Below are 15927 nucleotides of genomic sequence, written 5' to 3'. Positions count from 1 at the left end.
AACTTAACAGTGATAAGAAGGGCAGGTAGGATGATCGGAAGTCCCGATGAGGACCGGTTGACCCCGGCGTTGTGGGGGACGGCCGCGATCCTGACCGTCGGCGGATTCCTGTCGATGTTCACGTCGACCGTCGTCACCGTCGCGCTCGGCACGATCGCGGCCGGATTCCGTGCATCGCTCGGTACCGCCCAGTGGATCGCGACCGGTTATCTGCTCGCGCTCGCCGCGATGGTGCCGGTGAGCGGCTGGGCCTGCCGTCGCTTCGGGACGACGCGGGTGTGGCTGGGGTGCGTCGGTCTGTTCGCGGTCTTTTCCGCCCTCTGCGCGGCGGCGCCCTCGGGCGAGGCGCTGATCGCCTTCCGTGTCCTGCAAGGCGCCGCGGGCGGGCTGCTGGTCCCGGCGGGACAGATCCTGTTCGCGACGATGGTGGGGCCGAAACGGCTCGGCCGGATGATGGCCGTGCTGAGCGTCCCGATCTACCTCGCTCCCGTGCTCGGCACTCTGGCCGGCAGTGTGCTCGCCGAGCGGTTCGGCGTGCCGTGGCTGTTCCTGGTGAACGTGCCGCTCGCGCTGCTCTGCCTGCTGCTGGGCCGGAAACGGTTGCCGAGGGAAGGGCCCGTCGACACCCGTCCGCTGGATTGGCGTGGTTTGGCGCTCACCGTGACCGGATTGCCGTTGCTCGTCTACGGCTTCGCCGAAGCCGCCCCGATCGCGGCGGCCGCCGGTGCGATCCTGCTCGCCGTCTTCGTGGTCACCGCGCTGAAGTCGCCCGCGCCGCTGCTCGATCTGCGGCTGTTCCGAGACCGGACGTTCTCCTCGGCCGCCGCCGTCATCTTCGGGATGGGGATCGCCCTGTTCGGTGCGATGATCGTCCTGCCGCTGTACTACCTCGACGTCCGGCACGAAAGCCTCATCGCCACCGGGTTCCTGACGGCGCCGCTGGCACTCGGCACGGTGCTGGCCCTTCCGCTCGCGGGCAGGCTGACCGACCGGATCGGCGGGGCGCGGGTGATCTTCGCCGGGCTGATCGTCACGATCATCGGGACGGTGCCGCTCGCGCTGCTCACCGGATCCGACGATTACTGGTGGCTCTCGGCCGTCCAGGTGGTCCGCGGCTGCGGTATCGGGCTGACCACGACGCCGGCGCTCGCCACCGGCCTGGTGTCGGTGCCCAAAGAGCGAATTTCCCACGCGATGCCGCTCTTCGCCATGCTGCAACGGATCGGCGGATCCTTCGGCACGTCGGTCCTGACCGCGGTCGTCGCCGCGCGGCTCGCCGCCGCTCCCGGGTCCGCGGCGGCCGTCGCGGGCGCGCACGGGTGGATCGCCGGGATCACGGCGATCGTGCTGATCCCGTCGTGGCTCCTCGTCCGCGCCGAAATGTCCACAAAGGACTGACGAGGGCCGGTGGGTTTGTTCCCGTCCGGAGGGCGTGAAGGTTTCCAGTGTCATCTGGGACAGCGGGTGGACAACGCCGTAGGCTCAGGTGAATGAGCACGGCACCCACGTCGGAGCATCCGACGGTCGAAACCCGGCACCAGACCCAGTTGCTCACCCTGTTGCGCGATGAGGGACCGATGTCCCGGGTCGAACTGGGGGAGCGGCTGGAGCTGCCGCGTGCCCGGGTGGGGGCCGAGGTCGCGCGGCTGGCCGAGGTCGGCCTCGTCGAGACCGCGGGTCCGTCGGCGAGCCGCGGTGGCAGGCGGTCCACCCTCGTGCGGCTCGCGGGAGACCTGCGGGTGCTGTCGGTCGACGTCGGCGCGACGTCGGTCGGGGTCGCGCTCACCGACGCTTCGTGCGAGGTGCTGGTGCACACCGTCGAGGACTGCGACGTCCGGCAGGGGCCGCACGCCGTGCTCAAACGGGTCGTCGCGCTGGCGGAGAAGATCCGCGAAGAGGCGCCGGGCAAGCTGATCGCGGCCGGGATCGGCTTGCCGGGGCCGGTGAGTTTCGCCGAGGGTATGGCGGTCGCGCCGCCGATAATGCCCGGCTGGGACCGGTTCTCCGTGCGCGACCATCTCGGCGGGTTGCTGCGCTGCCCGGTCACGGTCGACAACGACGTGAACTCGATGGCGCTCGGGGAGCGGCACGCCGGCGTCGCGCGCTCCATCGACGACCTGGTGTTCGTCAAGATCGGTACCGGTATCGGCTGCGGGATCGTGCTGGGCGGCAAGGTGTACCGCGGCGTCGCCGGCACCGCGGGCGACATCGGGCACATCCGCCTCGACGACTACGGGCCGACCTGTGCCTGCGGCGAGACGGGTTGCCTCGAGGCGTACTTCGGCGGCGCCGCGTTGGCCCGCGACGGGCTGACGCTCGCGCGCAGCGGCCGGTCGACGTACCTCGCCGACGTCGTCGCGGCCCGCGGCGCGATCACCGCGCAGGACGTCGGCCGCGCGGCGGCATCCGGCGACTTCGGCGCCGTCAACCTGATCCGCGACGGCGGTCGGCGGCTCGGCCAGGTGGTCGCGTCGCTGGTGAGTTTCGTGAACCCCGGCATGGTCGTGATCGGCGGCGGCGTGGCGCAGCTCGGACATCAGCTGCTCGCCGAGATCCGCAGCTCGGTCTACCGGCGGTCGCTGCCGCTCGCGACCGGGAACCTGCCGATCGTGCTGTCCGAACTGGGGGACACCGCGGGGGTCATCGGGGCCGCCTGGTCCGCCACGGACCGGGCCTTCACACTGAGTAGCTGACCGCCTCCGTGGGCACGCGCTATGAAAGGTCCTTTCCTTGCAAAATTTGCAAGGAAAGGACCTTTCATAGCGCTCGGGGGCGGGTGCGGGGGAGCGCTGGGTGAGCATCCGGCGGCACGTTGGGCACTCACCTGATTCCGATTAGTAACGTCAAGATCGTACAGACTTTCGCTCAAAAAGTACGAAAGTCTGTGTCGTTTGAGACGGCTAATCGGGTGACGGAGGGCTTTAGTCGACATTTCTGTCCTGTTGTCACCTTGACGGGTGACGGGCGCCACCCTACTTTCGCTGGCTAAGTAACAAAGTTTGTTACGGCCGATTCGTAAGTGGGGACTGTGTGGCGGTGACGGAATCCGGGCGGCTCGACCCAGTCAGCCCCCGTACGGCGAACCTCGCCGCGCTCCTGCGGGCGTTGCGCGAGGGGCCGCTCTCGCGCACCCAGCTCGCGGCACGCTGCGGGCTCACCAAGGCGGCCGTCTCCGGGTTGATCACCGAGCTGTCCGAACGCGGTCTCGTCCGCTCCGCCGGACTCCAGGGCGGCGGCAACGGCAGGCCCAGCCAGCTGGTCGAGCTGAACGGCGCCAGCGCGTGCGGGCTCGCGCTCAGCGTCGAGGCCGACCGTTTCGCCGCCGTCGTCACGAATCTCGACGGCCGCGTGGTCTCCGAGCGCACCGAGACCGCCGACGTCGCCGCGCTCGGGCTTCACCGGAGCATGGACGAACTCGCCTTCCTCGCCCGGACCGTGCTGCTCGACGGCCGGCCGGTCGGGGTCACCGTTTCGGTTCCCGGCCTGGTCGATTCGGCCGCCGCCGTCCTCCGGTTCGCGCCGACCCTGCGCTGGCGCGACGCCGAGATCGCCGATCTCCTCGCCGCCCGGCTCGGCCTGCCGGTCGAGGCCATCACGGTCGACAACGAGGCCAACCTCGGCGCGGTCGGCGAGGCCGTCGCCGGGGTCGGAAAAGGCGTGCGGGAGCTCTTCTACCTCAGCGGCGGCACGGGTGTCGGCGGCGGGCTCGTGTCCGGTGGCGCGATTTTGCGCGGTGCCAGGGGTTTCGCGGGCGAGGTCGGGCATATCACCGTCGACCCGTCGGGCGAGCAGTGCCCCTGCGGCCGGGTCGGCTGCCTGGAGACCAAGGCCGGGCTCAACGCCGTCCTGCGCGGCGCCGCCTCGCCGGGCGACCCGCTGCACGATCCCGCGCTCGGCGTCGACGGCCGGGTCGGGCTGCTCAAGCACCGCGTCCAGCGTGGTGACCAGCGCGCGGTCGCGGCGGTCTCGGAACTCGGGGTCGCGCTCGGCATCGCGGTGTCCACCGTGGTCGACGTGCTCGACCCGGACCTCGTCGTCCTCGGCGGCTACTTCGCCGAACTGGGCGAGTGGCTGGTCGAGCCGGTGCGCCGCGAACTGTCCGCGCGTCCGCTCGGGCACGAGCCCGCCTGCCGCGTCGAGCCGTCGCCGCTGGGCACCACCGCCCCGCTGCGCGGCGCCGCGCATCTCGCCACCGAACGGCTTTTCGCCGATCCGACGCTAGTTCCCACCACGGCCGAGGAGGCTCCGGCATGACCTTGCTATCCGTCCGGGGGATCGTGAAGACGTTCCCCGGGGTGCGTGCGCTGGACGGGGTCGACTTCGACGTCGAACCCGGCGAGGTGCACTGCTTGCTCGGCCAGAACGGCGCGGGCAAGTCCACGCTGATCAAGACGCTCGCCGGAGCCCACCGGCCCGACGGCGGCGAGATCTTCTGGCAGGGCGAGCCGGTCACGCTGCCCTCACCGGTCGCCGCGCTGAAGATCGGCATCGCGACCATGTACCAGGAACTCGACCTGGTGCCCGGGCTTTCCGTGGCGGACAACATCTTCCTCGGCCGCGAGCGCGCGACGTTCGGGTTCACGCGGATCAGCGAGTCCCGGAGCAAGGCCGCGAAACTGATGGCGCGGCTCGGGCATCCCGAGATCGCGCCGTCGACCGAGGTCGGCAAGTTGTCCGCCGCCGGTCAGCAGCTGGTCTCGATGGCGCGGGCGCTCGCGTACGACGCGAAGCTGCTGGTGATGGACGAGCCCACCGCGGCGCTGGCGGGCGAAGAGGTCGACAACCTGTTCCGCATCGTCGGTGAGCTGACCGCCGAAGGTGTCGCGATCGTCTACATCTCCCACCGGCTCGAAGAACTGCGCCGGATCGGCCACCGCGTCACCGTGCTGAAGGACGGCAAGACGGTCTCCACCGGACTCGACGCCAAGGAGACGCCCACCTCCGACCTCGTCGCGCTGATGGCGGGCCGCAAGGTCGAAACCGTGTTCGGCCCGCGCCACCAGGAACACGTCGACCCGGACAACGAGGTCCTGAAGGTGGAGAACCTGACCACCGTCGGCGAGTTCGAGAACGTGAACTTCACCGTGCACGCCGGGGAGGTCGTCGGGATCGCGGGCCTCGTCGGTTCGGGCCGCAGCGAGCTGCTGGAGACGATCTTCGGCGCGCGCAAACAGGACACGGGTTCGGTGTCGGTCGACGGCGAACCCGTCCGGCCGGGCAGTGTGTCCGCGGCGGTCAAGGCCGGGATCGGGCTGGCGCCCGAGGAACGCAAGAGCCAGGGACTGCTGCTGGACCTGCCCGTCGTGCACAACGTGACCCTGGCGAGCCTGAGCAAGTACGCGACGTTCGGGTTCACCGAGCGGGGCAGGGAACTCGACGACGCCGGGGAAAGCCTGCGGCGTCTCGATCTCCGGCCCGCCGACCCGCACCGGATCATCCGCACGCTGTCCGGCGGCAACCAGCAGAAGGCGGTGCTGGCGCGCTGGCTTGTCCGCGGCTGCCGGGTCCTGCTGCTGGACGAGCCGACGCGCGGGGTCGACGTCGGCGCGCGGGCTGAGCTGTACCGGCTGATCGAGGAACTGGCCGCGACCGGGGTCGCGATCGTGCTCGTCAGCAGCGAGATCCCCGAGGTACTCGGCCTGTCCGACCGGGTGCTGGTGCTGCGTGAAGGACGTGTCCTGGCTGAAAAGCCGTCCGCGGAGCTGACAGAGGCGGAAGTGCTCGACGTGATTCTCGAAGGGAGTGCGGCGTGACCGACCAAGCCGAATCGGTGCGTACGGAGAGCGCCGTGGAACCTTTGCCCCCCAAGAAGACAGGGTTCAAGTTCACCGCCGATCCCCGGCTGCTCGGGCTGACCGGGGTGCTGGTGATCCTCTGCATCGTCGGCCAGGTGACCAGGCCCGACCAGTTCTTCACCGACGGCAACATCTCCACGATCCTGCGGCTCGCCGCGGCCATCGGGGTGGTCAGCGTCGGGATGACGTTCGTGATCATCGCCGGTGGCATCGACCTCTCGGTCGGGTCGATCGTGGCGCTGTCCAGTGTCTGGCTGACCACCTTGGCCACCCAGTCCTACGGCCCGTTCGTGATGATCCTTTGTGGACTCCTGGTCGGCCTCGGCTGCGGGTTGATCAACGGGATCCTGGTCTCCTACGGGAAGATCGTGCCGTTCATCGCCACACTGGCGATGTACGTCTCCGCCCGCGGCCTCGCGGAACGCATCAGCGGCCGCCGCACGCAGGTGGTGTCCGAAGCGGGCTTCCTGGACTTCTTCCGCGGTGACCTGCTCGGCATCCCGGTGCTGATCTGGATGTTCGCGCTGGTGTTCGCGATCGGCTGGGTGGTGCTGAACCGCACCACGTTCGGCCGCCGCACCTTCGCCGTCGGCGGCAACGCCGAGGCTTCGCGGCTGGCAGGCATCAACGTCAAACGGCACACCGCGCTCGTCTACGGCGTCGCCGGGCTGTGCTGTGGTATCGCCGCGCTGATGGTCGTCGCCCGCACCACCGCGGGTGCCTCGACCAACGGCATGCTCTACGAGCTCGACGCCATCGCGGCGGTCGTCATCGGCGGCACCCTGCTCACCGGTGGCCGCGGCTCGCTCATCGGCACCCTGATCGGCGTGCTGATCTTCACCGTGCTGTCCAACATCTTCACGCTCAACAACCTGGACACCGACATCCAGAACATCGCCAAGGGCGTGATCATCGTCCTGGCCGCGCTGCTGCAGTTCCGCTCCGTGAAAAAGACAAAGACGAGCACTTGATCATCGTGGATGGAGAGTCGTCATGACCGAACAATCCCTGCATCGCCGCCGTTTCCTGCTGGGAGGCGCGGCCGTCGGAGCGGGTGCGCTGCTGACCGCGTGCACCTCGAACGAGGCACCGGCGCAGAACAACGCGGCCAACGTGGCCAACGCCGGGGCGAACTCGCAGCCCGGAACCCCCGTCACCATCGGGTTTTCGGCTCCGGCCGCGGACCACGGCTGGATGGCGGCCATCACCAAGAACGCCCGCGCGCAGGCGCAGAAGTTCAGTGAGGTCACGCTCAACGCGACCGAGGGCACCAACGACGTCAACCAGCAGATCTCCCAGGTGGAGACCTTGATCAACGCCAAGGTCAACGTCCTGGTGATCCTGCCGTTCGACGGCAAGGCGCTGACCGCGGTCGGCCAGCAGGCGATGGACGCCGGTATCCAGGTGATCAACCTGGACCGCGTCTTCGACACCCCGCTGGCGTACCGGACCTGGATCGGCGGCGACAACTACCGCATGGGTGTCAACGCCGGCAACTACATCGCCCAGCAGATGAAGGCGAAGAACATCGCCAGCCCGGTGATCGGCGAGGTCGCGGGGATCGACTCGCTGCCGCTGACCCAGGAACGCAGCAAGGGTTTCAAGGACGCCTTGACCCGTCAGGGTTTCACGGTCGGACCGCGCGTCGCCGCGGAGTTCACGCCGGAGTCCGGTGAGAAGCAGACGTCGAACCTGCTGCAGTCGGCGTCCAAATTGGACGCTCTGTGGAACCACGACGACGACCAGGGCGTCGGCGTCATCGCGGCGATCAACAACGCCAACCGCAAGAACTTCCTGATGGTCGGCGGCGCGGGGTCGAAGAACGCGATGAACCTGATCAAGTCCGACGCCGAACCGCTGAAGGCCACGGTGCTCTACAGCCCGTCGATGGCGTCCTCGGCGATCTCGCTCGCCCGCCTGCTCGGCCAGGGCAAGGGCGCCGGCGACTTCGCCGAGCACGAGATCCCCGCCGAGATCACCACGTACTCCGCGGTGGTCACCAAGGAGAACGTCGACAAGTACATGGACGTCGGCTTCGACTCGTAAGACCCGCGTACCCGACACGCAAGCGGAGACATAGGAGGGGTATTGAGCACGGCAACGGAAACGATCGGGATCGGCATGGTGGGCCACGCGTTCATGGGTGCGGTGCATTCGCACGCGTGGCGCAGCGTGCACCGGTTCTTCACGCCACCGCTGATCCCGCGACTCGCCGTGCTCGGCGGCCGTGACGAGGTGCGGGCGAAGGCCGCGGCGGAACGGTTCGGCTGGGAAGACGTCGAGACGGATTGGCGCGCGCTGATCGCCCGCGACGACGTCGACCTGGTCGACATCTGCACCCCGGGCGACAGCCACGCCGAGATCGCGATCGCCGCGCTCGAAGCGGGCAAGCACGTGCTGTGCGAGAAGCCGCTGGCCAACACCCTCGCCGAGGCCGAAGCGATGGCCGAGGCGGCGGCGAAGGCGCGGGCCAACGGCGTCCGGTCGATGGTGGCGTTCAACTACCGCCGGGTGCCCGCGCTCGCGCACGCCAGGAAACTGGTCGCGAGCGGGGCGCTCGGCGAGATCCGCCACGTGCGGTCGGTCTACCTGCAGGACTGGCTGTCCGACGCCCAGGCGCCGATGACCTGGCGGCTGCACAAGGACAAGGCGGGCTCCGGCGCGCTGGGCGATCTCGGCGCGCACATCGTCGACGCCGCCCAGTTCGTCACCGGCGACACGATCACCGGGGTTTCCGCGCTGACGAACACCTTCGTCAAGGAGCGGCCGGACGGCGACGGCGGCACCGGGCAGGTCACGGTCGACGACACCGCGCTGTTCCTCGGCCGGTTCACCGGCGGCGCGGTGGCGAGTTTCGAGGCGACCCGGTTCGCGCTGGGCCGCAAGAACGCGATGCGGCTGGAGATCAACGGGTCGAAGGCGAGCCTCGCGTTCGACTTCGAGTCGATGAACGAACTGTCCTTCTTCGACGGTGGCCAGCCGCCCACCGAGGCCGGGTTCCGCCGGATCCTGGTCACCGAACCCGAGCACCCGTACGTCGGGGTGTGGTGGCCGCCGGGTCATCTGCTCGGCTACGAGCACACCTTCACCAACGAGGTCGCCGATCTGCTCACCGCGATCGGCGAAGGCAAGGATCCCGAACCGTCCTTCGAGGACGGATTGAGGGTTCAGCAGGTCTTGGACGCGGTCGAGCGCAGCGCGTCCGACGAGGCGCGATGGACCACTGTGCCCGGAGTCACCGTGAAGGGGAGTAACTGAGGAGTAGATCCAGCCGAAAGTCGCATGACGGCTATCACTGCGACTTGGTTCGATCCGAAACATCCGACCATCGGAGGTTGGGGTTCTCGGGTTCTTGAAAGGTGGAGAAATGCCTGCTCACGAGCGTACGGGCATCTGGTTGATCGGGGCGAGGGGGTCTGTCGCCACTACCGCGGCGGTCGGGCTCCTCGCGCTCCGCGCGGGGGTGGCCGGCGGTGGCGGCTGTGTCACCGAGCTGCCCGCGTTCGCCGGGGTTCCGTTGCCGGGCTGGGACGATCTGGTCCTCGGCGGGCACGACATCGTGCACACCCCGCTGGAGAAGCGCGCCGAACAGCTGGCGCACGCCGGTGTCTTCGGGCACTCGGTGTTCTCCGCGGTCCGGTCCGGACTGGCCGAGGTGGACGCCGAGATCCGCGACGGCTACCACCCGGCGACGCACACCGGTGCCCAGGCCGACGCGGCCGCCCGGCTCACGGCGGACATCCGGTCTTTCGCCGACCGGCACGACCTCGCGCGGGTCGTGGTGGTCAACGTGTCCTCCACCGAGGCCCCGTGCCCCCACCTGCCCGAACACGACGACCTCGACGCGCTCGAGGCGGCGCTCGCCGACCCCGCACGGGCGGTGCTCCCGTCGAGCTCCCTGTCGGCCTACGCGGCCTCGAAGGCGGGAAGCCCGTACGTCGAGTTCACGCCGTCCGCGGGGATCACCCTGCCCGCGCTGCGGAAGCTCGCCGAGCGGGAAGGCCTGCCGTACGCGGGCTGCGACGGCAAGACCGGCGAGACGCTGCTGCGCACCGTCCTCGCGCCGATGTTCAGCGCGCGGGCGCTGAAGGTCCGCTCCTGGGCGGGCACCAACCTGCTGGGCGGTGGCGACGGTGAGACGCTCGCCGACCCGGTGACCGCGAACAGCAAGCTGGAATCCAAGGCGCGCGGGCTCGCGGCGCTGCTCGGCGAGGACGTCACGGCGCCGCTGCACATCGACAACGTGCCCGACCTCGGCGAGATCAAGACCGCGTGGGACCACGTGTCGTTCGAGGGTTTCCTCGGCGCGCGCATGAGCCTGCAGTTCACCTGGACCGGCTACGACTCCGCGCTCGCGGCGCCGCTGATCCTGGATCTGGCCCGCTTCGTCACCGCGGCGCACGCCGGCGGCCAGAGCGGCGCGCTGACCGAACTCGGCTTCTTCTTCAAGGATCCGCTGGGCAGCGACGAACACCGATTCGCCGAGCAGACCGCCCGCCTGGTCACCTGGGCGGCCGACCTGTGAAGGCCTATGTGGAACTCGTCCGGGCGCCCGCGGCGCTGACGGTGCTCGGCGACACGGTCGCCGGATCCGCCGCGGCGGGGCTCAAGATGACCGGACGGCGGCTGCTGCTGCCGCTGTCCTCGGTCGCCTTCTACTGGGCCGGGATGGCCCTCAACGACTGGGCGGACCGGAAGCTCGACGCCGTGGAGCGGCCCGAGCGCCCGATCCCGTCCGGGCGGGTGAGCGCGGGCGCGGCGCTCACCACCGGTGCCGCGCTGACCGCCGCCGGACTCGGCCTGGCAGCGCTCGGCGGCGGCCGTCGGGCGATGCGCGTCGCGGTCCCGCTCGCGGCGTCGGTGTGGGCCTACGACACCGTGCTCAAACCGACCCCGGCCGGACCGGTGGCCATGGCGGCGTGCCGCACGCTCGACGTCCTGCTGGGTGCAGGTGATTCGCCGAAGAAGGCGGCCACGGCCGCGGCGGCGGTCGGCGTCCACACGCTCGGTGTCACCGCGCTCTCCACCGGGGAGGTCCACGGGGCGAACCCGGCGACCGCCCGGGCGGCCTTGGCCACCAGCTGCGCGGCGACAACGTTGGCATTGACCGGACCGGCCCGTGGGGGCTGGCATCGCGCCGCCTCGATGGCCGCCGGTTCGGGCTACGCGGGCCTGGTCGGCCGGGCGCAGGCGGACGCCGTCCGCGACCCGTCGGCGAAATCCGTGCGGTCGGCGACCAAGAACGGCATCCACGGCATGGTCCCGCTGCAGGCGGCGGTCACGGCGAAGGGCTCGGTACTGGGGGCGGCGCTGGTCGCGGCCGCGCTGCCGATCGCCCGCAAGCTGTCGAGGAAGGTGAGCCCCACATGACGTTCTCACTCGGATACGGCACCAACGGCTTCTCCAACCACCGCCTCGACGACGCGCTCGCGGTGATCGCCGACCTCGGCTACACCGGGGTGGCGCTGACCCTGGACCACGATCACCTCGACCCGTTCGCCGACGATCTGGCGCGGCAGGTCGACCATGTGGCCTCCCGGCTTTCGACGCTCGGCCTGAACCGGGTCGTCATCGAGACCGGCGCGCGGTACCTGCTCGACCCGTGGCGCAAGCACTCGCCGACGCTGCTTTCGGACGACCCCGCGTTGCGGATCGACTTCCTGGCGCGGGCTTTGCAAATCGCCGGTGACCTCGGTGCGGATTGCGTGTCGTTCTGGTCGGGTGTGTCCACTGTGGACAACGATCTGGCCTGGTCGCGGTTGCGTGAAGGGGTCGCGGCGGTCCTGGAGCACGCCGCGCGGCTGAACGTGCGGCTGGCGATGGAACCCGAGCCCGGCCACCTCGTGCAGCATCTGGCCCAGGTCCTGGACCTGCGCAAGGAACTCGGCGAACCGGATCTCTTCGGGGTCACGCTCGACGTCGGGCACTGTGTCGCCGTCGAGCCGGTGAACGCGGCCGAATGCGTCCGCCTCGCCGGTCCGCTGCTGTGGAACGTGCAGCTGGACGACATGCTGCCGAGGGTCCACGAGCATCTGGAGTTCGGCGACGGGCATCTGGATCTGCCGGGGACGCTCGCCGCGCTGGCGGAGATCGGCTACACCGGGCTGGCCGCGGTCGAACTGCCCCGGCACAGCCATGCCGCGCCGGACACCGCGCGCCGGGCCTTCGAGGCGCTCACCGCGGCGATGCCGCAGACGTGGCAGGCCAAGGCGGAACGCCGGATCCGGGAGAAGCCGTCGGTGATCGGCTCGATCTTCCCGGCCGTCGGCCGCGAGGTCGGTCGTGAGGCGCTGCGCCCGGACACCGATCCGCAGGGTCTGGTCCACGGCACGGTCGACGACCGGGCACGGGTCCGGCTCGTGTCGGTGCTGGCCGACGTCCTCGACGACGCGGCGCTGGCCGCGGAACTACGCGATCTCTACCGCTACGGCGACGACGCCGAGCGGCGCGGGGTCCTGCGGGCGCTCTCCGCGCTGAAGTCGCCAGGGGCCGAAGTCACCGATGCCGGGATCAAGCTGGTCGAGGACGCCTTGCGCGCCAACGACATCAGGCTGGTCGCCGCCGCGATGGGTGCCTTCGCCCGGTTCCTGGACGACCACACGTGGCGCCACGGCGTCCTCAAATGCGTCTTCGTCGGTGTGCCGCTGGCCGCCGTCGCGGACCTCACTTCCCGCGCGGACGACGAGCTGCGGAGAATGCTCGCCGATTTCGCCGACGAACGCAGGGCGGCCGGACGTGACGTACCCGCCGACGCCCTCGAACTCCTCAAGGAGAACTGAGCCAGTGCGTATCTTCGATCCCCACATCCACATGTCCTCCCGGACCACCGACGACTACGAAGCGATGTACGCGGCCGGTGTCCGCGCGCTGGTCGAACCCGCGTTCTGGCTGGGGCAGCCGCGCACCAGCGTCGGCTCGTACACCGACTACTTCGACGCGCTCATCGGCTGGGAACGGTTCCGTGCCGCGCAGTTCGGCATCCGGCACCACTGCACGATCGCGCTGAACCCCAAGGAGGCCAACGACCCCCGCTGCCGCGAGGTGCTCGACGTGCTCCCGAGGTACCTGGCGAAGGACGGCGTGGTCGCGGTCGGCGAGGTCGGCTACGACTCGATGACCAAGGAAGAGGACGAGGTCTTCGCCCAGCAGCTGGCGATGGCGCTGGAACACGACCTTCCGGTTCTGGTGCACACCCCGCACCGCGACAAGCTGGAAGGCACCAAGCGCACGCTCGACGTCGTGCGCGAGGCCGGCGTCGCGCCGGAGCGCGTGGTCGTCGACCACCTCAACGAGCTCACCGTCAAGCTGGTCAAGGATTCCGGCGCCTGGATGGGTTTCTCCATCTACCCGGACACCAAGATGGACGAACACCGGATGGTCGAGATCCTGCGCCAGTACGGGCTGGAGAAGATGATCGTCAACTCGGCCGCCGACTGGGGCCGGTCCGATCCGTTGAAGACCGCCAAGACCGGGCAGGCGATGCTCGACGGCGGGTTCACCGAGGCCGACGTCGACAAGGTGCTGTGGCAGAACCCGGTCGACTTCTACGGGCTCAGCGGCAGGCTCACGCTCGACCCGCTGCCCGGGTTCACCGGCGAGGCCGTGACGTTCGAGGGCAACTCGGTGCTGCGAGGTGCCCGCAAATGATCTCCTACTGTACGAACGTCCACCCCGCTGAAGACGTCGACGGTATCGTCGCGCAGCTGGAGCGGTACGCGCTCCCCGTGCGTGAGCGGCTGGGCGCCGATCGGCTCGGCGTCGGGCTGTGGCTTTCCGCGCCGGTCGCGCGCGGGCTCGCCGAAGACGCCGAGGCGCGCAAGCGTTTCCGTGCCGAACTCGACGCCCGCGGGCTGTCGGTGTACACGCTCAACGCCTTCCCGTACGGCGGTTTCCACGACGACGTCGTCAAGCACGCGGTCTACCGTCCTGAGTGGACACACCCGGACCGGGTCGCCTACACGATCGACTGCGTGAACGTGTTGTCCGACCTTCTCGCCGGGGATGCTTCTTACGGCAGCATATCCACGCTGCCGTTGGCTTGGCGTGAACCGTGGGGCGAACAGGACGACCGGCGAGCGATCGAGTCCTTCGCCGAGGTCGTCCGCGCGATCGGTGACCGGCCGATCAAACTGGCCGTCGAACCCGAACCCGGCTGCGTGCTCGACACGGTGGCCGACGCGCTGGGCTGGCTGTCCGGCCGCGTCGACCCGGAGTACGTCGGGCTGTGCCTGGACACCTGTCACCTCGCGGTGTCGTTCGCCGATCCGACGGAGACGCTCAGGGCGATCGCGGAGTCCGATGTGGACATCGTGAAGGTGCAGGCTTCCGCCGCGTTGCACGTCGAAGACCCGGCCGAGGCCCGTGACGCGTTGGCGGCGTTCGCGGAACCGCGGTATCTGCACCAGGTCCGCGAGTTTTCGGGTGGTGTCGTGCGCAAGGCCGACGACCTGCCCGAGGCGTGGACCGACCTGCCGGGGGAGGGGCCGTGGCGCGTGCACTTCCACATGCCGCTGCACCAGGCGCCTGCCGCGCCGCTGTCCACCACGACCGACGTCCTGCGCACCGTCGCCGCCGAGCTGCCCGGCGAACCGCATATCGAAGTCGAGACCTACACCTGGAGCGTGCTCCCGGACGCGGGCGACCTCGTCGGCGGGATCGCCGCGGAACTCGAATGGGCACAGGCGAACCTCGTCAAGGAAGGGGCTTCCGCGTGAAACCCTTGGTCGTCATCGACGTCGTCGGGCTGACCCCGAAGGCGTTGCGGGACATGCCGAAACTGTCCGCCGTCGCCCGCGACGGCTGGCAGGCCGAACTGGGCACGGTGCTGCCCGCGGTCACCTGCAGCGCGCAGTCGACGTTCCTCACCGGGCTCATGCCCGCGCAGCACGGGATCGTCGGCAACGGCTGGTACTTCCGCGAGCTCGGCGAGATCTTCCTGTGGCGCCAGCACAACCGGCTCGTCGGCGGCGAGAAGCTGTGGGAGACCGCGCGGGCGGCGCACCCCGGCTACACGTCGGCGAACGTGTGCTGGTGGTACGCGATGGGGATGAGCACCGACGTCACGGTGACCCCGCGGCCGATTTACCATGCCGACGGCCGCAAGTCGCCGGACGCCTACGTGCGCCCGCCGGAACTGCACGATCAGCTGACCGGTGCGCTGGGGGAGTTCCCGCTCTTCCAGTACTGGGGCCCGACGGCGTCGCTCAAATCGAGCAAGTGGGTGATCGGGGCGTCGCGGCAGATCCTGCGGGAGAAGCGACCGGATCTGCTGCTGACCTACGTTCCGCACTTGGATTACGACCTGCAGCGCTTCGGCCCCGACGCGCCGCAGGCACGGCAGGCCGCGCGGGAACTGGACAACGCGTTGGCGCCGTTGCTCGATGACGCCCGCAACGCCGGGGCGACCGTGGTCGCGCTCAGCGAGTACGGGATCACCAACGTGCACCGGCCGGTCGACATCAACCGGGCACTGCGGCGCGAGGGGCTGCTGGAGGTCTACACCCAGGCGGGCATGGAGTACCTCGACCCGTGGGCATCGCGTGCGTTCGCCGTCGCCGACCACCAGGTCGCGCACGTCTACGTCCGCGATTCCGCCGATCTGGAGCGGGTGCGCTCGATCGTCGGCGAGCTGACCGGCGTCGACGAGGTGCTCGACCGCGAGGCACAGGGCAAGTACGGGATCGACCACGAACGCGCCGGCGAGCTCGTCGCGGTCGCCGAGCCGGACTCGTGGTTCACCTACTACTACTGGCTCGACGACGAGCGGAAGCCCGACTTCGCGCGCGGCGTCGAGATCCACCGCAAACCGGGTTACGACCCCGCCGAGCTGTTCTTCGACCCGGAGGACAAGTTCGCCAAGGCACGGGCCGGGCTCAACCTGGCGAAGAAGTTCGCCGGGCTCCGGTACGCGATGGACGTCGTCCCGACCGACCCGCGCTGGGTGCGCGGCTCGCACGGACGGCTGCCCGATTCCACAGAGGACGGTCCGGTGTTGCTCTGTTCGGATCCGGCGTTCGAACCGTCCGGTCGTGTGGGGGCCACTGACGTGCACCCGCTTCTGTTGTCGCTGCAAGGACTGAAGTAGAGGAGGTCCTCGGTCCAGTGGGTCGTGAGTGGCAAGTGACGTTCTAAC

Annotated in this window: 13 protein-coding genes; all 13 read left to right on the top strand. The window is 69.7% G+C overall.

Going from position 1 to position 15927, the window contains the following annotated elements; translation table 11 throughout:
- The first annotated feature begins 30 nt into the window (after window positions 1–30).
- The 13 genes from AJAP_RS32180 (at window position 31) to AJAP_RS32120 (ending at window position 15879) form a co-directional block, all read left to right on the top strand.
- Window positions 31–1398, top strand: a complete 1368-nt coding sequence (locus tag AJAP_RS32180) for a DHA2 family efflux MFS transporter permease subunit (RefSeq protein ID WP_038518499.1) — start codon at window positions 31–33, stop codon at window positions 1396–1398.
- 92 nt (window positions 1399–1490) lie between these two features.
- Window positions 1491–2693 carry an ROK family transcriptional regulator gene (locus tag AJAP_RS32175; RefSeq protein ID WP_016331776.1) on the top strand — a complete coding sequence of 401 codons (1203 nt, stop codon included), beginning with the start codon at window positions 1491–1493 and terminating at the stop codon, window positions 2691–2693.
- Window positions 2694–3036: 343 nt separating this feature from the next.
- Window positions 3037–4254 (top strand): ROK family protein, encoded by a 1218-nt coding sequence (locus AJAP_RS32170; protein WP_228694674.1) that lies wholly within the window; start codon window positions 3037–3039, stop codon window positions 4252–4254.
- Entirely contained in the window at window positions 4251–5753 is a 1503-nt protein-coding gene (locus tag AJAP_RS32165) for a sugar ABC transporter ATP-binding protein (protein WP_038518491.1), read from the top strand. Before AJAP_RS32170 ends, AJAP_RS32165 begins: the two co-directional genes overlap by 4 nt.
- A 35-nt stretch (window positions 5754–5788) precedes the next feature.
- A complete protein-coding gene (locus tag AJAP_RS32160) occupies window positions 5789–6766 on the top strand; it encodes an ABC transporter permease (protein WP_228694672.1) in 978 nt (325 codons plus the stop codon).
- 22 nt (window positions 6767–6788) lie between these two features.
- Entirely contained in the window at window positions 6789–7841 is a 1053-nt protein-coding gene (locus AJAP_RS32155; protein WP_038518486.1) for a substrate-binding domain-containing protein, read from the top strand.
- A 42-nt stretch (window positions 7842–7883) separates the two neighbouring features.
- Entirely contained in the window at window positions 7884–9053 is a 1170-nt protein-coding gene (locus AJAP_RS32150; protein ID WP_038518483.1) for a Gfo/Idh/MocA family protein, read from the top strand.
- 109 nt (window positions 9054–9162) lie between these two features.
- Window positions 9163–10320 carry an inositol-3-phosphate synthase gene (locus AJAP_RS32145; RefSeq protein ID WP_038518480.1) on the top strand — a complete coding sequence of 386 codons (1158 nt, stop codon included), beginning with the start codon at window positions 9163–9165 and terminating at the stop codon, window positions 10318–10320.
- Complete coding sequence (locus AJAP_RS32140; protein WP_038518478.1) at window positions 10317–11165, top strand: SCO3242 family prenyltransferase; 849 nt, start codon at window positions 10317–10319, stop codon at window positions 11163–11165. Before AJAP_RS32145 ends, AJAP_RS32140 begins: the two co-directional genes overlap by 4 nt.
- Window positions 11162–12574, top strand: a complete 1413-nt coding sequence (locus AJAP_RS32135; protein ID WP_038518476.1) for an EboA domain-containing protein — start codon at window positions 11162–11164, stop codon at window positions 12572–12574. Before AJAP_RS32140 ends, AJAP_RS32135 begins: the two co-directional genes overlap by 4 nt.
- A gap of 4 nt (window positions 12575–12578) precedes the next feature.
- Window positions 12579–13442, top strand: coding sequence for a TatD family hydrolase (locus AJAP_RS32130; RefSeq protein ID WP_038518473.1), 864 nt, complete (start codon window positions 12579–12581; stop codon window positions 13440–13442).
- Window positions 13439–14509 carry a metabolite traffic protein EboE gene (gene eboE / locus AJAP_RS32125; RefSeq protein WP_038518470.1) on the top strand — a complete coding sequence of 357 codons (1071 nt, stop codon included), beginning with the start codon at window positions 13439–13441 and terminating at the stop codon, window positions 14507–14509. Before AJAP_RS32130 ends, eboE begins: the two co-directional genes overlap by 4 nt.
- Entirely contained in the window at window positions 14506–15879 is a 1374-nt protein-coding gene (locus AJAP_RS32120; RefSeq protein ID WP_038518467.1) for an alkaline phosphatase family protein, read from the top strand. The genes eboE and AJAP_RS32120 overlap by 4 nt, the downstream gene beginning before the upstream one ends.
- The last annotated feature ends 48 nt before the right edge of the window (window positions 15880–15927 follow it).

The sequence above is a fragment of the Amycolatopsis japonica genome (assembly GCF_000732925.1).
GTDB classification, from domain to species: Bacteria; Actinomycetota; Actinomycetes; order Mycobacteriales; family Pseudonocardiaceae; genus Amycolatopsis; species Amycolatopsis japonica.
Note: the sequence above shows the minus strand (reverse complement) of the source record. Positions and strands in the feature narration are given on the sequence as shown.